The sequence below is a fragment of the Bartonella sp. HY761 genome (assembly GCF_026743145.1).
Lineage (GTDB): Bacteria > Pseudomonadota > Alphaproteobacteria > Rhizobiales > Rhizobiaceae > HY038.
Map to the genome: position 1 here is coordinate 1,747,503 of NZ_CP104887.1, position 25,156 is coordinate 1,772,658.

Consider the following 25,156-nt stretch of genomic DNA (forward strand, 5'->3'; position numbering starts at 1 on the left):
TGTCAAACTTTCTCAAAAGCTGCTTGGGCTTGATTGGTCGTTTTTGCGGACAAAGAATGGCTATTTTGCACATGTAAGCCACATTCGCGGGCAGTTTCAGTTTCCCACCACCAACGGCCGGCACGTTCCTCCTCGCCAGCGCGTATGGCGCGGGTACAAGGCGCACAGCCAATAGATAAAAAGCCTTCCTTGTGTAGGCTATTAATCGGAATGTCATTTTGCTGGGCAATCAATACAAGATCGTTGCGGCTCAGATCATAAAGCGGATTTGCTTTAATAAGATTGTAACCACTATCAAAGGATACAAATGCCAAATCATGACGTGCAGCAGATTGGTCACCTCGCAAACCGGTCACCCAAAGTTGCTGCCCGATTAATGCGCGGCCCAAAGGCTCGATTTTTCGGGTAAAGCAGCACTGTTTGCGCATATCAGGCGAAAAATAAAAACCATTAATGCCCTGATCATCAATTAATGCTTCTAGCCCCTCAGTTTGGGGGTACTTTGCTTTAATTCTAATACCGTATTTTTCTTCTGTTTCCTGCCAAAGACTATAGGTTTGAGGAAACAAGCGCCCCGTATCCAAGGTAACAATACTTATAGCAAGGCGGTTTTGTGCAATAAAATGAGTAAGAACTTGATCCTCAAGGCCAAAACTGGTGGTAAAAACACAGCCCTTAGGAAAAGATTTAGTTACAGCTTCAAGGCGTTCAAGCACGGTTAAACGCGCGAATTTGCCATTAAGTTCACCTGCAATATTGGTTAAATAATCCGTCATGTCCAACCCCGCAATCAAAATAGCAAAATGCACTTTTTCGCCGATTACAGGAATTTAAACTTATTCTAGTTATTTTGCGCCGATAGGGTTTTTAAAAAATGCCACACAACTGAAACAAATTTTTACATTCATTGCATTTGAGATAAATTTTATCTGCATGCAACGATAGCCGCAAGTTTTGGCTCATTTTGTGGAAAAGCATGGCTAGCGATTAAGGCAATAACAGGCTTTATGCCCATTATTCACCAATAAAAAAAGTCTGGAAATAGACCATTGGAATTGGCAAAACCATTTCCAATTATTGTCTATTTCCAACCTTAATTAACTTTTAAGCTGACTTTAGTTCATCACCACTCTTAATAGAGCGACGGGCGATCATAATAGCCCCTATCATCATCACGGTAAACTGGCCGTTGGTTTTGTGGCCTTGGCCGTGGTGGATTATAATTTGGGCGGTTATATTGCGGCCGCGCATTTGGATTATAAACTGGCCTATCATAACCCTGACCATTTGGTCCTTGATAATTTGGTCTTGTGTCTAATGGATAACCATGGCCATCTTGCGGTGGCATAGGACGCGGTGGATGCGGTCTATCATATTGAGGCGGCATTGGACGCTGCGGATAAGAATTATCATATTGAGGACGATCATATTGTGGAGGCATAGGGCGCGGTGGATGCGGCCTATCATATTGCGGCTCAGATGGCCCTGGCACAACAATCGGCCGGTCATTTTGCGGCGGCATAGGGCGCTGTGGACGGTTGCCACCTGGTGGTGGTGCAGGCTGCACAGGGCGCACTGGATATTGATTTTGTGCAGGTGGTGTTGGTGCTACTGGCGGCGCTGGTGGCAATGGAGCAACAGCTGTTGGTGGATCGGTATAAATTGTCATTTTGGCATAACTAACCGATGGCATTATTAATGCCGTTCCAAGCAATGTCAAAAAAAGTGCCGAAATCTTATTCATAAAAGTAACCTCATATCATTGCTTAAAAGATAGCCCATTAATCTGAACTGTTGCTGAACAGCTTACCGCTGCAATATTTACATAGTAATCAACAAAGCGCAAAACTAAGGCCAGCATAGGCCCTATCAATTCAACAATTATTAATGACCGTTTAAACCAATTGAACATAAAGTAACACTAAACGACCCAATGCTAGTTTTGCTCAAGCCGAAGCGTCAGCACCGAAAATCCTACAATTATAAGCCCAAAAACAAAATATTCGGTAATATATTGTAATAATTTTGAATTTAACTTGACAGCCCTTGCTGTTGGCATGCTATGAAATAAAAATAATTAGTTATGCGGTTCGCAATAAAAGGTAAAAACAATGGCAGAACGGGCGCAACATCTTCAAGATTTATTTTTGAATGCCGTAAGAAAGCAAAAAATTTCATTGACAATTTTCTTGGTAAATGGCGTCAAGCTTACCGGTATTGTCACTTCCTTTGATAATTTCTGCGTATTATTGCGCAGAGATGGTCATTCGCAATTGGTTTATAAGCATGCTATTTCAACAATCATGCCAAGCCAACCAGTGCAAATGTTTGAAAATGAAGAAGATTAATTCTTCGACATGCAATATTTTTTGATAAAATGCCGGCTATATAGCCGGCATTTTTGTTTAAAAGCATTAAATCTAATAAGCCAATAAAAACAGTACCCAACCAGATTATAAAATTGTAATGCCACACAAAAATTCCAATTTAATTTAAATTATTTGCCCCTATTGCAGAACAATAGTGGAACATATATGATATGTTCACTATTTGTGCCAATGATTCGACTTATGGGGCTATTATGTTAACGCGCAAACAACGTGAATTGTTGATGTTCATCCATGAAAAACTGGAAGAAACAGGAATACCACCATCATTTGATGAAATGAAAGATGCACTTGAACTAGCATCTAAGTCAGGTATTCATCGACTTATCACCGCTTTGGAGGAGCGTGGTTTTATCCGCCGCCTACCAAACCGCGCCCGCGCAATGGAAATTATTAAACTTCCTGACATGCCCCACCGCCCCTCATATAATTATGGAAGCATGGCGGAAGATACTAATATGGCTTCGCCCAGTTCGCTTGCAAAATCCAAATTTCCTGTCGCTGGTAATGAAACAATTGCGGCTAATCGCCCTGTCGCGGCTAATAGCAATGTTGACATTCCAGTTATGGGACGAATTGCAGCTGGTGTACCCATATCGGCAATTCAGCACCAAATAAGCAGCATTACTATGCCAATTGATATGATTGGTAAGGGGGAACATTATGCTCTTGAAGTTAAGGGCGATTCGATGATTGAAGCTGGTATTCATGATGGCGATACGGTGATTATCCGTAAGGCTGACGTGGCACTAACGGGCGAAATTGTGGTTGCCTTGGTTGATGATGAAGAAGCAACCTTAAAGCGCTATAAGCCTAAGGGAAGCTTTGTTGAACTTGAAGCCGCGAACCCTGCTTATGAAAATCGTATTTTTCCTGCTAATAGGGTCAATATTCAAGGAAAGCTCGTGGGGCTATTTCGCAGTTACTAAAGCGAACGCCTTCATTTTTCTTTTAAAATAGGTAAAAATTCTAATAATGCACCAATTTTTGTCGACAGGAAAACAATTCGATAAAAACAACCCAAGATGCAATACTCAAAGTGTTAATGAGTTTGGCAACTTTTAATGCTCTGCAAATAAACTTTGTAATAGTTTATACTAGATTAATTAAGGATTTGGCATTGGGGACTGAAGATAGAGATTGTTACCAAATGGGTAAGTCATTGCTTAAAAATCGTCTCAAACAATTAGAATAAGATGGAATTATTTAGGTGTTTCTTTGCGCCTCTCCTTCTTGTTCTCATGATATTTTCATACCATTTTTCTCAAAATAAATAGGCGTTGTTCCAATCAAGGCCCACCACCTATTGTTTATTCTGGCACCTATTGTGTATTTTGCTCTGATTGCCGCAATAGATGAAATGCGATTAGCACCAAAAATCCAACACCTAAAATTAGAACAGCCCACAATATAAATTGCCGCCAGTTAAATTGATCCACCTTTTCTATTTCCGGCACTTTAGAAATATTTTTCAATGGTTCGGCTAAAACTGCGCGGCTAATTCGCGGATCATCAATATCGACAGCACCCGGAACTAGATCAGCAAATGCAAGCTCCATTGACTTTTGCTGACTTTTCCCAATTTGTATGGCATAGGGCGACTTGCCGCGTGCTAAAAAAACAAGATTGTTAGGCGCAAGTGCAATTTCCATGGGTAAAGCATCTAAGTCGAGTCCTCCACCGCGCTTATCTATTTCAATTCTTATCGCTGTAAAGTCACCATCTGGCAATTCTACACTATCAAGGCGCGTTAGCTCGCCATTTTTTCCCTGCAATTGATAAAACATGCCTTGGCGTAAGGGAATCCAATTACCACGGCTGTTGGATTTGGAGCCGTATAGCCAGAAGGGTGCCAGACTATAACCATCAGGCAAATTAACTTTTATAACTTCTAATTTATGAGGTGCGGCAAAACTTAACTCATAAATTTCATGATTGGGGTCATCGATTAAAATTCTTTTAGCTTCTAGCGCGTTACTCCAAATTAGATTAGGTTTTAAGCTTGTTTCGGTAACAACCATCTTGCTTATCATCGCTTGCGTTATAGAAGGTGCTTTTGCGCGATCCACCCACATTAGTCGTAAAAAACGACCTTGAGTTTTTTTAATGGCAATACTTGTTTTCGTAATCTCACCATTATTATTCGATAAGCGGTAAAGTTGGCCATTTTCAATCAAACGCCAATGCACCAAATCGTCACTTACCTCTAGACGATAGGGAAAAAAACCATCCTGACTTGGTGTCCACACTATGTCTATTTTGTCAATACCATAAGTCACCTTCTTCAAGTCGATAATATAGCCAAGTAAGGCATCATTACTACTAGCACTCGCATCATCATTATTAATTGAAATTGAGGTGCCAGCGCGTGTATTATTAACCGTAATACTTGATTGGTAACCATTTAGGGGATCGCTCCCACGCAATGGATATAGTTCAGCCTGTACGGTTTCATGGTGAACAGTGCTAAGCTCGGTAATTTTAGCGTTAGAACTAATAAAAAATGCATAAGGCTGCGCCTTACCATCTTGATCTAAAATGCGAATATCAGATAGCCCCTCGCTGCCTGCTTGCAATTGCAGCATTGCATCAAGCTCTAACTCATACCAAGGGCCGGTACCTTCAAGCACCAATGGCGCTTGCTGCTCTATTGCCTCAGAGGCCCAAACTATCAATGGCGCTTGAATGAACAATATAAGGACAATAAAAAAATTAAAAAAGCGTCTCATAATGGCTGTTCCTCATTATGCTTAACGTCATCAGCTTGTTGAGTTTTTTCTTTTGGTGGCAAAGGCGCAAAATAACCAATAATTAACAACAAAAGTCCAACACTGGTAAAGGAAATAATTCGCTCCATAGTGCCACTTCCACCAAGATCAATGGCAAATAACTTAAACACAACCACGCCAATCAAACTTGTGCCACAAATCCACAAAATACGAAGCTTTTTGCGATTTCCGATTAACATAGCCGACAGAGCAACAACTGTCCACACAATCGCCAAAGTTGTTTGGGCGGTCGTTGATGCAAAGAGTGCCGCTGCGCGCCAATCAACGCCAAAGAAATGGTGAACTGAGCGTAAAATTGTTGCAGTCAAAATAGCAAAGCTTGTGAAACCGAAGGCTACGGGAATTGAATATGGAGGTAAGTTTTTCTTTACTAAAGGCTCGGTATTGCTCCATATAAATAAAGCAAAAAGCGTAATGAAGAGCCCAAGCTCAAGTGGATTAATTAATGGAATATAAGGAAGCGGCGTAGCGCTACCATCATTGATAATATTTGCAAACCAAATCCAACCGAACGCAATAACAGCTACTGGCCAAGCTGCAAAGAAACGATAGGCTGTCGGGTCGGTTTTCAACGACCATCTTGGTTTGTTTGCTGCAACCATTAGGAGATAGATAACTGGCCCTACTATCCATCCTAGCCAACGCCAAGCATTAAAATTACCCGACACATCCATGAGCATTGCACTGCAAGTTGCTGATACCAAACCTATGGTCAACCAAGCGCCGGTAACATGCACAATACGTGTTAGCATTTGGTTGATTAAAGGCAACAAAGCAAACAAAATAGCACAATGCAATAAAATGCTAGCAGGCCAAAGCAACCATCCCCAATTTACCCACGGCTGATAAAGCGATAAAAAAATCACCTTGGAAATATCAGGTGTACCAACAATCAAAGAAATATTGGTCCCAAAAGCACAGATAAACAAACAAAATGCATAGGGTGCCCAACATAGGCTTACATTGGCTAATAGACGCCATTGGTAATGACGCGCAAGCAAGCTCCACACGGAAAAACTCGCAATGGAAACAGCTAAGATACCGTGAATTTTGGTTAATCCTACCGCACTATAATTGATCGTTGCAAAAACCGCAAAAGCCCATACAAAGACCATATAGCCGACAAAAATTCCTTCCAAAATCTTATCCGTCAAGTCGTCATTTTTACCCAGATATTGGATACTTAAAGCCGAGAATAATAGTGATAATGATAAGATAAATACCGGAATAAAATCCGCACTGAATAACTCGTAAATATATTGGTCAGAAACGCCCACCAGATAAATATATCCAGTATAGAAAAAGATAATTGTCGCCGTAATTTTAATAACAATATCTGAAAGCTTTAAACCGCCCACAAACATAATAGCCGACAATATTGCGGTCAAAATTGTTGCGCCATAATACGAAAAGAAAACAGATGGCGCCAAACCAATTGAAATGGTTGATAAGCAGCCCAAAATTGCTGGAATATTATGTTCCCATGCCATCATACGTGATTTATTTGCACGCGATGCATGCCACCAAGTAAAGACCAAAGATAAAGCAATAAGCACTATACCTAGCTTTGATGCAACAATAACTGTTTGCTGTCCACCTTCCCTAATAGTTACAAACCAACTTACAACAGATCCAGCTAAAACAATCAAAGAAAAACAACGCGATGAAAAATGATTTTGTCGCAACGAAAGCCAATAGATTGCCGCCGCTTCGACTGCCCATATTGACGTTGTCCATTCAGCATCAAAAGCCAGAGGAACGGCTAAAGAGGCGAAGACTAACCCCAACACCAAACAGGTCTCGAACAATAATTGCAAAGCATTTTGGCCGCGTTTTAATGTGCCAAATGCCAATGCATTGTAAAAACCTCCAAGAATAAAAGCCGAATAAGCTGGCCCCATCTCTATGTGCTGAACCAGTGCATATTGCAAACCAAAGCCAATAATGGGAACGCCAAAGAAAAGTGTTCCATCAACATAATAAGTTTGCAGTGCAGCACTGCGCAGCGATCTTTCATTGCCGCTTTCGTCATGACTGTTTTCCAAAAGCTGACGCCTAGCAAATAGCAATGCGATGGCAACGAAAAGCAAAAAGAAAAAAATCAAAAACAACTGAGTGCTGATATAAAAGGAAGATTGATACGAACTCAAGGCCCAAGCCATACCTATCGAAAACGTACCAAAAAATCCAACAATGTTAAGAATTCGCCAAGATTTAAACCAAGCGATAATTAAAATGGCCATATCTAAAATGGCAAAATAGGTAAATAATCCAATATGACTACCACCCCCTGTCGATGCTAATATTGGCGCTGCAAAACCGCCTATTGTTGCTGCAAGCATCAAACTGATTGAGTTTTGCAAAAGTGCCAAAACAATTGCAGCGGCAGCAACCACAACCAAAATAACAAATCCTATAAAAGGAGGAATAAGTGGATGAAGCTTAATTGCTGCAAAAATAGTAAGATAAAAAACACCTATACCTAAACCTTGCAAAATAAGAGCAGTTGGTGGGTTTTTCTTACGTACCTTCCATCCAACCGCGGTAAGAGCAAATGCCGCAAATGCCACGGATGCATAACGTAATTCAATTGGAAAATAAGTATGTTGTGCGACGTAGCGTAATAAAAATGCAAGTCCAAGGAAAAGAATAATAGCGCCAACTTTTAAAATTGGATTGCCGCGTAAAAACCAGCTCGACACCTTATCTACGATTTTCATAAAAGGAAGCTCTTCAGTCCCTTGATGATTACTATTGCTTGACTGCGCCGATTTTTCTTTTTCGTTTATATCAAGTGTGATATCAGCATTGCTATCTGCTAGCGACAGCTTATCGGCATTTTCTTGAGCAGCATCATGCTGCAATGATTGCTTAACTGTATTTACAAAAATGGGTTCTGCATCAGGAACATTCACCTTTAAAACAGGCTCACTAAGAGCTTGCTCGAATACTATCGCAGTTGAAAGATCATTACTTGACGTTTCAACCCGTTTTTTTCCATCATTATGAATTTTTTCAGCACTGTTTTTAACGCCGTCTAATGAGGCACGCGTTTCATTCATCACTTTTTCTAAAGCAACAGCCTGTTCCGCGTCAGTCCGAACATCCTCATTTACATGCATAGGCTGGAAGTTTTCCAGTGCTTTTTCAGCTACGACATCAGTTTGATTTAAAACTTCACTGGATGGAGCTATTTCAAGTTCTGCAATTTTAGCTTCAAGTTCAAGGATTTTAATATCTTGGCTATCAATTTTTTTGCGCAAGGACAAAAATTTATTGGTTATATCTGAAGATGCTATTTGTCCAGTAATGCATAAGGCAATAATTGCGCCAAACAATGCACCCCACCCCTGAAAAAATACTGCACCTATAAAGCTACCTAATAATAAACCGATAATGTGCATACAAATCCCCTGCCACACGCCATCAAACAGCTAAAATAGTTCAAATATAACTTAAGTAAAATTTATAATATTAAAAAAAACCACTAAAGCAAATAGAATAACTTAGTGATGCTTGCCATTTTAATAAAAGTCAAGTTACATTAAATTACTATTGATATTTGAAAGCCAAGCAATATCGCTTTATAAGGTTTTTAATAGAGATGGCTTATCCTAACGATCTATTTTTTTTGCAAGGACATCATAGTAATTGGAAATGCTTGACGCCATACAAGATAATTACCAAGTTCTTGCGCAGTGCTTAATGCGATTTTAGTCAGATCACCACCAAATTGGCGACTAAGCTCCAACATCAAAGCCTCACTCTCTAAAGTAACAGCATTAACAACAAGGCGACCGCCCAATTTTAGCTTCTGCCAACATTGCTCAAAAACACCATCATTACTGAAACCGCCACCGATAAAAATTGCATCTGGCTCTTCTAATTGCTTAAGCACATCATTAGCATTGGCTTCTATAACTGTTAGCTGCGATAAGACACCAAGGTTTTTAGCATTTTGACGGATATTTTGTACACGTTGTATATTTTTTTCAATAGCAATTGCTCGACATTTATAACCAAGGCGCAACCATTCTATTGAAATAGAGCCACTGCCAGAACCTATATCCCATAATAATTGATGAGAGGTTGGCGCAAGATGCGCCATTGTAATTGCCCGCACATCTTGCTTCGTTATTTGCCCATCATGCCTAAAAGCATCGTCTGGGAGAGTAGCAAAATTAGGTATTTGCTGCATATAATCATCAATCAAACAATTAACCGCAATTATATTTAATTTTGCAAAACATTGACCTATAAAATCTTTAGCAAGAAAAAAATGGATTGCTTCTTGTTTACCTTCTAAATGCTCTAATACAAATATCTGGCTTCTGCCTAAACCTCGCTTGCATAATGCTTTTGCAATTAACCCCGCACTAGAACCATCATTGGCAAGAATCAGCATTTTTTTCTCATGAGCAATGGAGCGTATAAAGCAATCCATCGATCGGCCATGAATTGAAAGGCAATCAACATCTTGCAACGCCCAACCAAGACGCGCTGCGGCTAACGAAAAAGATGATGGATGCGATAGGACAGATAATTCAGCAAGGTCAAAATAGCGGCTAAAAGTTGCCCCTGCACCATAATGCATAGGGTCGCCACTGGTCAAAACGACCACATCCTCGCCACGCAACTGCTTCAGTTCATCAATGGCATTTAAAAAAGGTTGTGGCCAAATATGGGATGTGCCGTTTATAATATTTTCGAGTAAAGCAAGATGTCGCATACCGCCAAAAACATGTTTTGCATTGCGAATAACAAGGCAAGCGGCTTCGCTTAGGCCTTCAACACCATTTTCACCCACACCAATAATTTTAAGCCACGCTTTTGGCTGATTTAGCTCATTTGCAAGCCGTGGCAATGTTGCATCTTGATTTGTCATGAATAAGCAATAAAATCAGTTTCGATCGAGCGCAAGATAAAACGCAGCTCAAGAAAAAGAAAATGACATGACTAAAATTAAATCAACTAACCACTTCGTTGAAGATAGGCGCTGGGCTTGTCCTGGACTATTCCGCATGCCATTGTCAGCCGATGGGGGAATTTGTAGAATTAAACTGGATCAAGGTCATGTCAGTGCAACGCAACTAAGGGCGCTTGCAAGGTTAGTTAAGAAATATGGCGATGGACTTTTAGAAGTAACAACAAGAGCCAATGTCCAAATACGAGGTGTTTTTCCAGAAAATTCTAGCATTCTTTCACAGCATTTGATTGCAGCAGGTTTTGGCCCCAAGGTTGAAAATGGCGATGATGTTCGCAATATCATGATTAATCCAACAGCAGGCTTTGATAAATACGCTTTACGTGACATTGTTCCTTTTGCTAAGCAATTGTCCTTATATGTGCAAAAGAACTATCAAAGCCTTTCGCCTAAATTCTCATTTTTAATTGATGGTGGCGAGGGCTGTTGCGTCCTTGATCATAAAAGCGATATCTGGCTATCGCTATGCGATGGTGGCGACAATTTTGCTTTTGGTCTAGCTTCTTGTCCAACGACAAAATTATCTAAAATTGGAGCTATAGGCAAAGTCGCTTTTGAACATGGTCACCAACTTATTTATGCCTTAATCGATTTATTAATCGATAGGCGAAAGCAAGCGCCGCACCTGCAACGCATGAAACATTTAGTTGAAGAATGTACTATAGCTCAAATTATTGATGAATTAAAAAAACAAAATCTTGATATACTTCCTGCTTTTGATTTTTTTAGAGATGAGTTAACCAGTCATTATCTTGGTATTCATGAAGCAAAACAAGAAAAACAATATTATATAGGTGCAAAGCCCCCCTTAGCTAGAATGACACCTTTAATGCTAAATTCATTAGCAACCATCATCGACCAATATACAACGCACCAAGGGCTTATTTTCACCCCTTGGCAAAGTATTATATTTCCAAATTGTAGCTATCAACAAGCAAAAGAGATACGCCACATATTGAAAACACAGGACTTTATAGTCTGCAAGGATGATGTTCGAGGTAAAATTATAGCCTGCGCAGGCGCACCTAAATGTGTAAGAGCCCACTCCAATACATTGTTGGATGCAAAAAAACTACCAGATTTATTGCAAGATAAAAATATAAACCGCATTCATATTACTGGTTGCCCTAAATCATGCGCAGCCACCAAAACATATCCAACAACTTTACTTGCTAAAGATAACGGCATTTATGATATTTATAGCACCAAAGAAGATTCACTTGACAGTGGATTTGGTACTTTGATTGGAGAAAATCTAAATATCAAACAGATAGCAAAACTCATTTCTTCAAAAGACTAGGCATTAAGTCAATCTATGATAAGGCTAGCCGAGCTATTTATCTTACAACTTATCCGCATAATTTACATTTATAATTATTATTAAATGATATTTCATTTCGCATTTGTCGCTAAAAAGGGTATGAGAAGGATTCTATATGGGGCCTGTCAATTTTAATTATCAAGCCGAAATATTTGAAAATGCGCCTGTTTTGGTTTTAATGAAAGCCCTATTTAATTTAAAAGGAAAGCAATGTACGACTATATTAAAAACGGCCAGAATATTTATGACCGCTCCTTTGCGATTATTAGGCAAGAGGCGGACCTCTCAGCCATTGATAACGACATGGAAAAAATTGCGGTTAGAATTATCCATGCCTGCGGTATGATTGATATAGTTGACAATCTTTGCTTTTCAAAAAATGCTGGGACAATTGGCAGAACCGCAATAGAAAATGGTGCAAAAATTTTATGTGATGCCCGCATGGTCGCAGATGGGGTTACACGTAAACGTCTAGCCCAAAATAATGCAGTATTATGTACTTTAAACGATGAAAGAGTACCAGAACTTGCCAAACAACTTGGCAATACACGTTCTGCCGCTGCACTTGAATTATGGCGGGATGATCTTGAAGGGAGCGTTGTTGCTATTGGTAATGCCCCAACAGCTTTATTTTATCTTTTAGAAATGTTGGCGAATGGTGCACCGCGTCCCGCCCTTATTTTAGGCTTTCCAGTTGGATTTGTAGGGGCAGCAGAATCAAAGCAAGCATTAATCGAAAACGATCTTGACATCCCTTATATCGCCGTCACAGGACGGCGCGGCGGAAGTGCCATGGCAGCAGCCGCAGTAAATGCCCTTGCAAGTGAAATTGAATAAAGAGCAAACATAATGAAAAAAGGCAAGATTTACGGCGTTGGTGTTGGTCCAGGAGATCCAGAACTCATTACAATTAAGGGGTTAAGAGCGATTGAAGGCGCTGACATTATTGCCTTTCATCAAGCAATGGGCAAAAAGAGTAATGCACTTACAATCGCTGAATGTTGGATTAAAGAGAGCCAAACCCTATTACCCCTTACTTATCCTATTACGACACAAGCACCACCTCTAAACACTAGCTATGATGACATTTTGTCAAAATTTTACGGTGACATAACAACAGAGCTTGAAAGCCATCTTAGTCAAGGCAAAATAATAACTGTTTTAGCAGAGGGCGATCCCTTATTTTATAGCTCATTCATGTATATTCATGACCGTTTGGCAGATAAGTTTGAAACGATCATTATACCGGGCATTACATCTATTTCAGGTGCATCTGCGGCTCTCGCTACTCCCATATGTTATCGCAACGAAACTTTTACTGTGCTTTCTGCTGTACTTGATGAAGAAAAGTTAGAAGAAAAGCTTAAAGAAAAAAGTGCATTTGCGATTATGAAGCTTGGACGAAATATTGATAAAATCATCAAAATTTTGAAACGACTAAACCTTTTTGATAAAGCTCTTTATATCGAACGCGCAACGATGAAAGACCAAAAAATACGACCACTAACGGAAGTTAATAGCAATTGCAGCCCATATTTTTCTCTTATTTTAATCCCTGGCGAGGCATATAGCTCAACACAATATAAGGGCAAAAATCTGTGAGAGATATTGCAATTATAATTTTATCTAATTCAGCATTTGCAATTGCTGAACAAATAAAATTTAAAATTCCAAATGCAACGATTTATGGCTTTGAAAAACGCGTCACTAACTGCGACCAAACTTTCACGTCTTTTAGCGATTTAGCAACAAGCTTATACAAGCAAAATATTGCAATCATAAGCTGTTGCGCGACAGGAATCATTATTCGGGCACTTGGCCCGCTTTTACAAGATAAGTATCAAGAACCTCCAGTCATTTGCATAAGCGAAGATGGCAAACTCATTGTACCTCTACTTGGTGCTGCCAATGGTGCCAACAGACTTGCAAATGATTTGGCTCAAATAACCGATGGATTAAGCGCAATCACTTCAAATGGCGAAAGACGATTAGGCATCAACCTTCTTGACCCACCCAATGATTTGCAACTCATCAATCCTGAATATGCGAAATCATTTATTTCACAGATCATCAATGGCGAATCATTAAAGATTATAGGTAGCCATTCGTGGCTCAATCAAGCAACGCTGCCAATTAATGACACGTCATCTTTAACCATTGAAATAATTGATCAAGACCAACCTATAAAACCAAAAGAGCAAACCTTACTTTACCAAAAATCAGCACAGCTTAAAAAGGGTAAGATAACAATTATTGGACTGGGTCCGGGCGACAAGGCATATCGCACAATATCTGCTCAAAAGGCACTTGCTGAGGCCGACGATATTTTAGGCTATGATTTTTATATTAAATTGGCGACGCCTTTTCATGCCAAACAAACTATTCATGAAAGCGATAACCGTCAAGAATTAGATCGCGCCAAATACGCAATAGCCTTGGCAGCTAAAGGCAGAAATGCTGCAATTGTATCTTCCGGTGACCCAGGAGTTTTTGCAATGGCAGCGGCCGTTTTTGAGATTATTGATACAATGAATAATGAGATGCCCAATATTGAAGTTGTTGTCGAGCCTGGTATTACCTCTGCCTTTGCAGGGGCGGCATTAATGGGGGCGCCACTTGGACATGACTTTGCCATGATATCTTTAAGTGACAATTTGAAACCTTTTGATGTAATTGCCAAGCGTCTAAAACTTTGCTGTGAGGCAGATATGGCTTTAGCACTTTTTAATCCTGTTTCAAAAGCTCGTCCTGAGCAAATTATAAAGGCATTGGATATCGTAAAGGCTATCCGTCATAAAGATACGCCTGTTGGACTTGGTCATGACATTGCTAGACCAACACAGGACTTTAAAATTACGACCCTTGGTGAATTAAAGACGGATGATATTACCAGCCGAACCATTATAATTATAGGCTCTTCTAAATCAAAAATAATTTCGGCAAATGGAAGAAAATGGTTTTATACACCAAGAACTTACCTGCAATAAAACAAGAAATTTAGGGGCAGATAATTTCTTTATATGAAATAGTATAACAAATTTTTTGTGAGAACCTTAAGATTATATTTCAAAAAATATGCTAGAAACTAGGCATCCCCTTAAAACACTTTGCTAAACTATTGTAAAAAATTGCAATAGCATCATATGTGCACAGCATAGCCAAAGTGTATTAAAATATTTTATACTTCAAAAAATAATGGAAATATATTTGCGAATTAACTATACAAGTGTCTAAAACTAGACTCCTTTAGCAACAAGCCTTGCGCTATGCTTACCTTGTCGATAAATGCCTTTTTACAAAGTATTATAGCATTACATCTCAAAAACAACCGAACAGTATAAACGCCTGCGCGGTAGTTTTTGAGTTCATCTAGTAAATAAACTGCAGCTATTCGTCGCGATAAACTTTTTCACGACGTTCATGGCGCTCTTGGGCTTCAAGAGAAAGCGTCGCAATTGGTCTTGCATCTAAACGTTTAAGCCCAATTGGATCGCCAGTTTCCTCACAAAATCCATAAGTACCTTCATTAAGACGTTGCAGAGCTGCATCAATTTTTGAAATTAGCTTACGTTGACGATCTCTGGCTCTTAACTCGATAGACCTATCTGTTTCTGATGAAGCTCTATCAGCCATGTCAGGAAGGTTGGCGTTTTCTTGTTGAAGATTTTCTAGCGTTTCACGCGATTCCCTTAGAATATCATTTTTCCAAAAGATAAGCTTTGAGCGGAAATAAGCCTTTTGACGCTCATTCATAAATGGCTCGTCGTCACTTGGGTGATAGTCCAAATTAATTTGTTCGCTCATGTACGAAGCCTCCACAGCTTGGTTGAGAGCCCCTATATATTGTGGTCTTTTAAAATATACAACACAAAAATTTGAAAAACACACAATTAAATATTAAAAATCAAATCGATTAACGTCATACAGCAATTAAATTTTTTAAAAAAAACACGTATTTATTTCATCTATATGACAAACTAGTTATATTTTGAATTAATCAACTATTTTTACAATTATTTTGTATAAAAATTACTATATTAGAACTCTAAAATATTAAATTTTTTCTAAATAAAACCACTGCAAGAAAAATAATTTACTTGCAAATTTATTGACATCTCAAAACATAAATTTAATTTTTAGCGCAATATTAAAAGCTGTTTTTTTTGATTCTTCTTTAAAAGGATTAGGAATAGCATCACTTATAAGTCCAACATGCTGGTTCTAAAACTCAATTTTTTTTGACTGACAAACTGCATAAAATATATTTTATTATTTTCCTAGGGTAAGAGATTAATTTTTGTAAAATACTTTCTCTTTCAAGCTATTATTGTAATATGTGAACTAATCAATTCAATTTGTATTCATAGGCTTTAAAATGAACCATTTGAAAAGACTCTTTCTTTTACGTCATGCGGAAGCATTACCAGCACAAATGGGGCAGTCTGATTTTGATCGCCACCTTAGTGCTAATGGAAAAGCAGATGCTATAAAAATTGGCAATATTATCCTGCAAAACTATTCCTTGCCTGAAAAAATATTATTGTCGCCATCTATACGAACAACTGAAACTACAAAAGCTTTAAACCTATTTGATAAAACCAACTTGATATCGCTTGATGCTATTTATGACGGGGGACCTAAGGAATATCTCGATATTTTAAAGCAGAATAGTCAGTTTGCCAGTCTTTTATTGGTTGGGCACAATCCTTCAATTTTTGCACTGTTACAATATCTAGCCTCGCCAAAATCGGCAATCCAAATACCGCAGAACTATCCAACCGCTGGGCTTGCAATCATTGACTTCTTAGGGCCTGATGTTCATTTAAATCATCATCAAGGGGAATTGGTCGCTTTTCATCATCCTTAAGTGTATATAAATTTGTTTTACGTTTCCCCGTTATCAACAAAAATCAAAAACTAAAATTGTTTAGCCTCGCACCAATAAGCCTCCATTTTTTCCAAGGGACAATCACTTAACTCTTCCCCCAACTGGGTTAAGCGCTGTTCAACATACTGAAATCTTTTCCTAAATTTTGCATTAGTTCGAGCAAGCGCTTTTTCAGGATCAACATCAAGTTTGCGGGCAAGATTAATAAGCGTAAAATAGATATCGCCTAATTCAGCCTCTACTTCCTCTTTATTTTTTGTCTTTATCGCATCAATAATTTCAGTAGTTTCTTCTTTAAGCTTATCAATCACCTCGTCTGCCTTCGGCCAATCAAAACCCACACTTGCTGCCTTATCCTGCAATTTCATCGCCTCAATAGGTGCAGGAAAAACGGTTGCAACATCAGCCAAAATTGAAGCTTTTTCAACGGTTTCAAAATTACTAGCCTGACCAGCGACTAGTCTTCTTTCATGGCGCAACTCTTTTTCTTGCTGTTTGATACGCTGCCACTGCCCTTTTTGCATACCTTGGGCGCGTTCTTTTTCACTGCCAAAGACATGTGGATGGCGACGAATCATTTTTGCGGTGATAGCTTCAACAATATCACCAAAAGAAAAGAGATTTTTTTCACTACATATTTGTGCGTAATACACGACCTGTAGCAATAAATCGCCAAGCTCGTCACAAAGATCAAGCGGGTCGTTGCGTCTGATTGCATCCACCACTTCATAAACTTCTTCAATAGTATAAGGAATAATGGTTTCACAATTTTGCTCAATATCCCAAGGGCATCCAATTATCGGGTCGCGCAACACCATCATTATATCAATAAGGTCATTTATATCGCGTGAAACTTTTACTTTGTTAATATCGACTTTAACGCTACTCATTGAATAGGACTTTCTTTATCTTGCAATCGTCGAGTTCAATTATATAGCTAAGTAAACATATCGATGATAGTTTTCAATTGACTTGTTTAAATTTTTACAAATAGAAATATTCCTGCTATTCAAAATAGTTGCAGTTAATATCATAATGGATGATTAAATGACAATTTTAGTGACAGGTGGCGCCGGTTACATTGGTTCCCATACATGCGTAGCCCTTCTAAATGCCGGTTATAATGTGGTAATTGTTGATAATTACGATAACAGCCATCCAGAAGTTATTAGGCGAATTGAGACAATCACCGGACGCACTGTCATTAATGAACCGGGTGATATTCGCGACCGAGAATTCATGGAATCTGTATTAACGCGCCATAAATGCACCGCGGTCATTCATTTTGCTGGATTAAAAGCCGTTGGCGAATCTGCAGAAAAACCACTTCTTTATTATGATTGCAATGTGAGTGGTACTTTAAGGCTTTTGCAAGCGATGCAACGAGCTGGCGTAAAAAAATTAATTTTTTCATCAACGGCAACCGTTTATGGCACACCTTCTTATCTTCCCTATGATGAAAAACACCCCCTCGCCCCAGAAAGCGTTTACGGCAGAACGAAGCTGACCGTTGAAAATATGCTATGCGACTTATACACTAGTCAACCTGACTGGAGTCTTGTTATACTGCGTTATTTCAATCCAGTGGGCGCTCATGAAAGCGGCTTAATTGGCGAAGACCCAAAAGGTATTCCGAATAATCTTATGCCAATTGTTGCACAAGTTGCGGCAGGACGGCGGGATCGCTTAATGATATGGGGAAATGATTATAACACCCGTGACGGAACAGGTATCCGCGACTACATCCATGTTGAAGATTTAGCGGCAGGCCATGTTAGCGCCTTAAAACTTACCAATGAACCAAATTGCGAAATCATTAATCTCGGCTGCGGCCGTGGCTACAGCGTTTTGGAGGTTGTCAAAGAATTTCAGCATATTTCAAATCGCGACATTAAATATGAAATAGGCCCCCGCCGTGCTGGTGATATTGGCGAATTTTATGCAAATCCAGAAACGGCAAAAAGAATTTTAAACTGGCAAGCCAATAGAAATTTAAGCAAAATGTGTGCTGATATGTGGAACTTTCAGCTAAAAAATCCAGAAGGATATAAATAAAGGGGCTGTACCATTTAATTAGCCCATAAACAATTTAACCCATTGTTTGATATGCCTTCATTGTACTTGAGGCGATGGGTTATTAAAATGCCACTCACACTCCTTCGAAAATAGTCCAAAATTCTGTCAAGGTATACCATTAGATTTGCGCATGTCTTGTTGGGCTCAGGTCAAAAATTTCTAAAATCGTTGATGTGATTGCCCTTATCTGCAAACAGTTTTGAATGGTTGATGTGATAATGTTTAAACTTTAATGCATCCAATATGCATTATATCCACGCCGACAGTTGCCATAGACAACACATGGGGCACAACTTTACGTTTAATAATGGGCAATAAACTGGCTCTTAATGCATGAAAAAATAATCTTCATTTATACACCCATGGCGCTTGAGACGAGACACGCCAAACACAGGAAATTTGCCACCTGCTCCACGTCTACGCTTCCCTTTGCGGTGGCCGCCCAAATAACTCCCGTCGACCCCAATCTAACCGTCAAAATTCTCACTTGCTTCTTGCTCTGTTTGATAGGCGATCAGCTCGTGAAGTCTTTGGCAATAATTGGCGGATGTAGTGAAATTGACGTCAACGAAATCATCGGTGCATCGTGCAGTTTTGCCTGCTGCAACATGCTCCATTAATCGATCTTGCTTAATTATCGATAATCGGTCCTTTTTCATGCTTATACCAGTAAACATTCTCAGTTATCCGGTACAGCCTCATTTTTTTAACGAATGATTGATTTTACATATTATATAGGTTTTGTCTAAAAATGTAAAAAAACCAAATGGTGAGAATGCATCATGCTTTCTCACCATTTGGCTCACTGTGCTTGTTTGTATTGTTTCCATTGGGCGTAAAACAATATTTTTTCGTCGCTCAAAATGATTTAATGTTTCATTTCATTTACCAGTGATTTTTCATCACTATCGACAACAAACACTGCGAGCAATTTTGCGGGTTTTGTTTTACTCGCATTACGACTAATCTGATGGTTTGCACCTGGAGCTTCAGACCAACTTTCACCGGCTTTGTAAATTCGTACTTCGCCATCATTAACTTTTGATTCAATTTCTCCAGATACAACATATGCATAGATGAAACTTGAATTGGGATGTGAGTGAGGCGCTGTTTCTGCACCTGGCTCATAATTAACTTCTAAAGCAATAAGTGACTTTCCTGGCACATTAGGAATTGGTTGATTAAAATTTTGTTCAATTTTTTCACCAGGATTTAATGCCCATGCACTTGTAGAAAATGTTAATGCTGTAATTGCTGCAAATAAAATAGATTTCAAGTTCATATTATTTCTCCTTAATATTTAATCTAATACTTATATAAAATTTAAAAAGCACCAAAAACGACAAATAGGAATGTACCACCAAAGATGCTGCACCTAATCGAATTAAAGCTTGATCGAAATTTAAAGGTTACGCTTAACGAGCAAATTTATAGAGCTATTAAAATAGCAATAAATAAAGGTAATTTACCTAAAGGAGCCCGACTACCTTCATGGCGCGATCTTGCCGCGCAATTAGGCGTATCTCGTGGCACGGTAAGGTTGGTTTATGAAAAACTACTCGCCGATCAACTTATTTTGTCTTCTAAAGCAAAAGGAACTGTTGTAGCTGATCTGCCCTCAATGCCTATTTTAAATAACGACCAGCATAGACAAGAAGTGATATTACCACTTCAGCAGCAAAGGGGCGGATATGCCCCCCTCCCTTTTCAGCTAGGTGTTTCGTCCAAAAATGCTTTTCCAGCAACTTTATTTACGCGCATTGGCGCACAACAGACACGCAATCAATTTGCAAAAGCACCTGCCTATCCAGATCCACGAGGTTTGTACCAATTACGAAGTGAAATTGCAGGTCACCTTGCCATAACACGCGGTATTCAATGTAATCCCACCCAAATTATCATTACTAGTGGCTATTCAGGTGGCCTTGGCTTGGTATTGATGGCACTTGGACTCGAGAACAAAAAAGCCTGGATGGAAGAACCTGGTTACCCTTTAACACGCCGAGGATTAGAATTAGCACGGCTAATAATCGAACCGATTAGCGTTGATAACCAAGGTATTTTGGTGGATGAGGGAATAATAAAAGCACCAGACGCAAAACTGGCGATCATAACACCGGGACAACAAGCACCTCTCGGAATGAGCTTATCTTTAGATCGACGTTTACAAATCCTTGACTGGGCAAATCAAGCACAAGCTTGGATTATTGAAGATGACTACCTAAGCGACTTACAATTACAAGGTCGGGCTGCACCTGCCCTTGCTTCTTTAGACCGCACGGGCCGGGTAATCCATATCGGGTCATTCAGCAAAACACTTACACCATCACTTCGCATTGGTTTTGTGGTAGCACCGCTTCAAAAAGCTGCTTTATTCGCAGAGGTCGCGATGTGTCTAACATCACAGCCAAGCGTCACAACACAATTAACAGTTGCAGATTTTATGCATCAGGGGCATTACATACGTCATTTACGACGCTTGAAACGTTTATACGCTGCAAATCGTGATATTATTATAAAACATTTAAGCCCCTCGATTAGCAATCAATCCATAGCAGGTCTTTCTGCAATTTTACCTATCCAATCACAGTGCAATGACGTCGATATTTCAAAAGAGTGTTTAACTTATGGCTTAGCGCCTTCCCCTCTCTCGACATGGTATGCAGGAAAAAATTGCCGAAAAGGTTTACTATTGGGTATAGCTTCATTAGCGCCTAACCTCATAAATAAATCATGTGAGGATTTAAAAAAAGTATTAAATAAATTTGAATTATTATAGATATTCATAAAATAAGTTTCGACTTTTTGCGATATTTTTTAGGGCTTGACTAAGGTCAGGACTCATTAATTGAGATAAAATATGACCGCTGCAGCGATACATATTGCTGAAAAGAAAGTATGAGCGCATCGATCGTTTCTTGTTGCAATACGTCGCCAAGTTTGAAGTTTTGCAAACAAGTTCTCAATTTTATGACGTAATTTATGGGTTGCCTTGTCAAAGAAGATGTTCGCTGTCTTACCTTTTCGGGGAGGAATGTTAGGCTTGATTTTTCTGTCAAATAAGGCTCATCTGAACCAGTCAGTGTCAATACCTTTGTCAGTGATAAGTTCTTGCGCTTCAAGCAAAACTGATAACAGAAGAGCCGCGTCTTTATAGTCGCTCATCTCACCTTCTGACAATAACAGGCATATCGGTTTTCCCTCTTGGTCAACGACCGTATGCAGTTTGAATTCAGCCCCCCTTTGTGCGTCCGACACATTGGGCAACATCCCCTTTTTAAGCAGGTTGGCTGCTGTGCAGTGTGCATTAAGATGAGTTACATCAATCATGAGGCGTAAAGGTTTTGAGCCTTCCCTGCCAAGTGCTGCAAAGATACGATCAAACACACCCAATCGGCTCCAACGAAAAAGGGAATTATAAAGGGTTTTGTGCGGACCGTAATCCTTAGGAGCATCTTTCCGTTGCAAGCCATGTTTAATAACATAGACAATCCCACTGAGAACGCGCATATCACCGACACGTGCCACACCAAGCGATAATGGAAAATAAGGCGTGATCCGCGCCATTTAATCTTCACTCAATAAAAACAAATCACTCATTAGCTACCTCCCTCACACCAATGAATCATAAATTAGCTAAAATGTGAATCAATAAAATTAATAGGTCCTAGCCATAGCGCAAAGACATGTAGAAAAAGTTTCTAAACTAAAGTTCGCAACGGATAAAAGGTAAATTGGTCCTAGTTTCGCGGGGTACCTCAAAGCAATCGACATATTTTTACGTCTTGGTCCTACCCGCGCATAGATATCATTAACGTTACAATAACCATAAAGGATATGCATTTTGGCATTTTGGCATTTTGTAGATTATTAAAGGTTTGGGCGCAAACAACATCCGGAAAAGATCAAAAATATAAAGCTAAAGTTTAGTGTTTGGCAAAAAACTTGACCAAAAATCTCAACCTCAAATGATTCCCAAATCTCTAAATGCCGCCACTTAATCAAGTATTTTAAAACGTATGAATACAAGACAATTGCTGTGACAGGTAAAAATAGATCTTAAGGTTACTATAATAATTGATATATGCTCGGCGCCCTTAACGCAAAACAAATTCATAGCCCCAGAACAGTCTATTAGTCTAAGTTTTATTAATAAAAAAGCAGCTTCACCGTAAATTTCGGTAAAGCTGCTTCTATATCATATTGATTTTACAAGACGACCTCAAAAACAAAGATCATGCTCAAGTCATTTTTTTTACTAGACGTAACTCAAATGTTGTTCATCATAGATGTTTGGCATTTGCGAACTACTAAATGCGTCAAAGGCAGGAATGTCGCTATAGCTTTCATTATTAGCAACGCTGGTATCACCATCTAATAGATCATCAATGGTTAAATCAGAAGCATCATTAGAAGCCTGATTATCTGCACCTTGAACCTCATCGGCCTGAGCACTGTCAGCTTGTACACTGTCAGCTTGAACATCATCTGCTTGGCTGTTGCTATTTTGATCGCTGCTAACCTCAACATCTGTATTTTGGCTATCTGCACTTTGAGCATCTGCTGCTTGGCTGTCGTTATCGCTTACATCGATGCCAATTTCACCAAGAATATCACTTGTTGGTGTAATTGTATCATTTGCTGATGCATCATTGGCAGAAGCACTATCGATGTTTTGCGTATCTTCGTTGGAAGATGCTTGGCCGCTTGCAGTTGCATCGCTTTCATCCAAAAAGTTGCCCAAACGATAAGAGAATGGATTTGCTGATTCATCACTAGAGCTGCTAGAAGTGTCACTTTGCTGCGATGAAGCGCTATCATCGGATTGAACATCATCACTGCTGCTTGGATTAACTGCAGCGCTGCGTGCATTGCCGGAATTATCATCAGTGTTATTGTCTGATGAATCTGTATCAGCACTAGCACTTGCTGAACCATCATCTGGCGTGCTGCTTGTGTCCGTAGCGTCGGCAGAAGTTGGTGTTGCTGTTGCTGAAACGATAAATTGTGCAACATTGGTTCTAGAACTGCGATTACCTGCAGCATCGATCGCTTCAAAACTAAAATTATGTGATCCGAGGCTAAGATCATTTTCAGGTGAAAACTGCCATTTACCATCTGTGCCAATTTCTGCTCGGCCAATAGAAATGCCATTATCAAAAATCTCAATCCATTTAGCATCATAGCCAGCGCCTACAGCATTGGCTATGCCGGAAAGAACGACTTTGCGTACAGTTGAATTGACGGTGGTACCGGTTGTAAACTGTGTTGCATCGCCGCCGTTTGCATCACTCCAATAAATGGAGGAGGCACTAATTGCAGAGGGAGCAATTGTGTCAACAGTAAATGAAAATTCACTCGTTTTGCCACTCTCATTTCCTGCAGCGTCAGTTGCAGTAATTTGAACGCTATGAACACCGTCAGAAAGGTTTGTTCCAAGCTCAATCGACCATTTACCATCGCTGCCCGTTGTTGTTGTGCCAACAACCGTACCATCGACATAAATACTAATTTTAGACCCAGCTTCGGCAGTGCCTTTAAATTCAGGTGTTGCATCATTAGTGATACCGCCATTTGCAATGGTGCCGGTAGGTGTCACATTGTCATTAACAGTTTCAAGCTGTGGGACGTCTGGAGCAATAGTATCTACTGTAAATTGTAAACTGGTTTCTTCACTCGTGGCACCACTTGCATTGGTCTGAGTAATGACTACATTATAAACGCCATCTGCAAGCTGTGGGAAAGTATAGCTCCATTTACCATCCTGCCCAACAGTTACATAGACTGGATCACCACCATTAACCCTAATTGCTATTTGAGCACCCGGAACGGCATCTTCACCCTGCAAGGTCGGCGTATTATCATTGGTTGATGCACCATTTCTGATTACTTCAGTAGGGTTTTTATCATCATTGATAATATCGGCATCTGGCGAATCTGGACGGCCAACGGTTGCGGTTGGCGCCGTATAGCTATTGTCATTATCATCACCGCTCTTGCCAAATACAGAATAAATACCAGCGCCACCTACAGCTGCACCACCAAGAATACCAAGCAATGTGGCAACCGATAAGGATTCACCTAATTGCGAATATTGGATAAGACTATCATCAATACCGTCACCCTCATTGGTAACTGCTTTGGTAAAATCGACTTCAATCCGGTTGCCGTTTTCCACAATCATTAACTTATGAAAAGCTGGTCCATTAATGAAAAAGTTATTGATGCGCAATTCCTCGCCAGAGGAAAATTGAACAATGAGATCATTTCCCCATTGAGCATAATTGCTTATACTGGACATGCCAGATGTGATTACATAATTTTGGGAATCAACTAATGGAGCTGAAACTTGTCCACCCACCCCTACGATAACATCCTTATCTGGGCTAACAATCATTGCGTATCCTACTTTAACTTTAACAATTAATAAAACTGCGACAACTATATTTCTAGACTATGTCTATAACATTAATAAAGCTATATGCAATAATAATTAACGAGTTTACAATGGATAAAACAATTTTTTTATGGATAGTTGCATTTTTTATTTTGTATAATTTTTTTCTAAAATAAAAATCCAATATACACTTTTGAAAATTTTCGGTTTTTATATAATATAATACAAGTTAGGGATCACACGCCACCATATATAGCCATAGGTGATAGGGGTGTTATACACCTTAAGTATAAATGACCTTTATTTATTGAGTT

The 25,156-nt window shown here is 39.4% G+C and carries 18 protein-coding genes and 2 pseudogenes; 9 read left to right on the forward strand and 11 right to left on the reverse strand.

Features of this window, described 5'->3' with window-relative positions; all coding sequences use genetic code 11:
• Positions 1-2 precede the first annotated feature (2 nt).
• On the reverse strand, positions 3-776 hold the full coding sequence (locus N6A79_RS07515; RefSeq protein WP_268545461.1) for a phosphoadenylyl-sulfate reductase: 774 nt from the start codon (positions 774-776) through the stop codon (positions 3-5).
• A gap of 356 nt (positions 777-1,132) precedes the next feature.
• Positions 1,133-1,744, reverse strand: coding sequence for a hypothetical protein (locus N6A79_RS07520; protein ID WP_268545462.1), 612 nt, complete (start codon positions 1,742-1,744; stop codon positions 1,133-1,135).
• Between the two features lie 367 nt (positions 1,745-2,111).
• Here N6A79_RS07520 and hfq point away from each other — a divergent pair, with 367 nt between their 5' ends.
• Both hfq and lexA read left to right on the forward strand, forming a co-directional pair.
• Positions 2,112-2,348: an RNA chaperone Hfq gene (gene hfq / locus N6A79_RS07525; protein ID WP_182417023.1), complete on the forward strand. Its 237-nt coding sequence runs from the start codon at positions 2,112-2,114 to the stop codon at positions 2,346-2,348.
• A gap of 233 nt (positions 2,349-2,581) precedes the next feature.
• Positions 2,582-3,316, forward strand: a complete 735-nt coding sequence (gene lexA, locus N6A79_RS07530) for a transcriptional repressor LexA (protein WP_268545463.1) — start codon at positions 2,582-2,584, stop codon at positions 3,314-3,316.
• A 393-nt stretch (positions 3,317-3,709) separates the two neighbouring features.
• Here the strand turns inward: lexA and N6A79_RS07535 are convergent, their stop codons facing one another.
• From N6A79_RS07535 to cbiE, 3 genes are all read right to left on the reverse strand, one after another.
• A complete protein-coding gene (locus tag N6A79_RS07535) occupies positions 3,710-5,116 on the reverse strand; it encodes a DUF3999 family protein (protein ID WP_268545464.1) in 1,407 nt (468 codons plus the stop codon).
• Positions 5,113-8,580, reverse strand: a complete 3,468-nt coding sequence (locus tag N6A79_RS07540; RefSeq protein ID WP_268545465.1) for a DUF2339 domain-containing protein — start codon at positions 8,578-8,580, stop codon at positions 5,113-5,115. Before N6A79_RS07540 ends, N6A79_RS07535 begins: the two co-directional genes overlap by 4 nt.
• A gap of 218 nt (positions 8,581-8,798) precedes the next feature.
• On the reverse strand, positions 8,799-10,061 hold the full coding sequence (gene cbiE / locus N6A79_RS07545; protein ID WP_268545466.1) for a precorrin-6y C5,15-methyltransferase (decarboxylating) subunit CbiE: 1,263 nt from the start codon (positions 10,059-10,061) through the stop codon (positions 8,799-8,801).
• Positions 10,062-10,197: 136 nt separating this feature from the next.
• Between cbiE and cobG the strand changes: the two genes are divergently transcribed.
• The 4 genes from cobG (at position 10,198) to cobJ (ending at position 14,468) form a co-directional block, all read left to right on the forward strand.
• Positions 10,198-11,460, forward strand: coding sequence for a precorrin-3B synthase (gene cobG / locus N6A79_RS07550; protein ID WP_268547565.1), 1,263 nt, complete (start codon positions 10,198-10,200; stop codon positions 11,458-11,460).
• 231 nt (positions 11,461-11,691) lie between these two features.
• Positions 11,692-12,318 (forward strand): precorrin-8X methylmutase, encoded by a 627-nt coding sequence (locus N6A79_RS07555; protein WP_268545467.1) that lies wholly within the window; start codon positions 11,692-11,694, stop codon positions 12,316-12,318.
• A gap of 9 nt (positions 12,319-12,327) precedes the next feature.
• Entirely contained in the window at positions 12,328-13,083 is a 756-nt protein-coding gene (locus tag N6A79_RS07560; protein WP_268547566.1) for a precorrin-2 C(20)-methyltransferase, read from the forward strand.
• Complete coding sequence (gene cobJ / locus N6A79_RS07565; RefSeq protein WP_268545468.1) at positions 13,080-14,468, forward strand: precorrin-3B C(17)-methyltransferase; 1,389 nt, start codon at positions 13,080-13,082, stop codon at positions 14,466-14,468. Before N6A79_RS07560 ends, cobJ begins: the two co-directional genes overlap by 4 nt.
• Before the next feature lie 400 nt (positions 14,469-14,868).
• On the opposite strand, the gene dksA is transcribed toward cobJ, so the two are convergent.
• The gene (gene dksA / locus N6A79_RS07570) at positions 14,869-15,285 is read right to left on the reverse strand and encodes an RNA polymerase-binding protein DksA (RefSeq protein ID WP_182417031.1); all 417 of its coding nucleotides are present in this window, start codon (positions 15,283-15,285) and stop codon (positions 14,869-14,871) included.
• A 571-nt stretch (positions 15,286-15,856) separates the two neighbouring features.
• On the opposite strand from dksA, the gene N6A79_RS07575 reads away from it, so the two are divergent.
• Positions 15,857-16,348 (forward strand): SixA phosphatase family protein, encoded by a 492-nt coding sequence (locus N6A79_RS07575; protein WP_268545469.1) that lies wholly within the window; start codon positions 15,857-15,859, stop codon positions 16,346-16,348.
• Positions 16,349-16,398: 50 nt separating this feature from the next.
• Here N6A79_RS07575 and mazG read toward each other — a convergent pair whose 3' ends face one another.
• On the reverse strand, positions 16,399-17,259 hold the full coding sequence (mazG, locus tag N6A79_RS07580) for a nucleoside triphosphate pyrophosphohydrolase (protein ID WP_268545470.1): 861 nt from the start codon (positions 17,257-17,259) through the stop codon (positions 16,399-16,401).
• Between the two features lie 157 nt (positions 17,260-17,416).
• Here mazG and galE point away from each other — a divergent pair, with 157 nt between their 5' ends.
• Positions 17,417-18,424 carry a UDP-glucose 4-epimerase GalE gene (gene galE, locus N6A79_RS07585; RefSeq protein ID WP_268545471.1) on the forward strand — a complete coding sequence of 336 codons (1,008 nt, stop codon included), beginning with the start codon at positions 17,417-17,419 and terminating at the stop codon, positions 18,422-18,424.
• 57 nt (positions 18,425-18,481) lie between these two features.
• Here galE and N6A79_RS15900 read toward each other — a convergent pair.
• Positions 18,482-19,104, reverse strand: a pseudogene (locus N6A79_RS15900) (transposase).
• 209 nt (positions 19,105-19,313) lie between these two features.
• On the reverse strand, positions 19,314-19,727 hold the full coding sequence (locus N6A79_RS07595; RefSeq protein ID WP_268545473.1) for a cupin domain-containing protein: 414 nt from the start codon (positions 19,725-19,727) through the stop codon (positions 19,314-19,316).
• A gap of 84 nt (positions 19,728-19,811) precedes the next feature.
• On the opposite strand from N6A79_RS07595, the gene pdxR reads away from it, so the two are divergent.
• The gene (gene pdxR / locus N6A79_RS07600) at positions 19,812-21,224 is read left to right on the forward strand and encodes a MocR-like pyridoxine biosynthesis transcription factor PdxR (RefSeq protein ID WP_268545474.1); all 1,413 of its coding nucleotides are present in this window, start codon (positions 19,812-19,814) and stop codon (positions 21,222-21,224) included.
• A gap of 65 nt (positions 21,225-21,289) precedes the next feature.
• On the opposite strand, the pseudogene N6A79_RS07605 reads toward pdxR, so the two are convergent.
• Positions 21,290-22,012 (reverse strand): annotated as a pseudogene (locus tag N6A79_RS07605) (IS5 family transposase).
• A 691-nt stretch (positions 22,013-22,703) separates the two neighbouring features.
• Positions 22,704-24,842 (reverse strand): Ig-like domain-containing protein, encoded by a 2,139-nt coding sequence (locus N6A79_RS07610; protein ID WP_268545475.1) that lies wholly within the window; start codon positions 24,840-24,842, stop codon positions 22,704-22,706.
• Positions 24,843-25,156 lie beyond the last annotated feature (314 nt).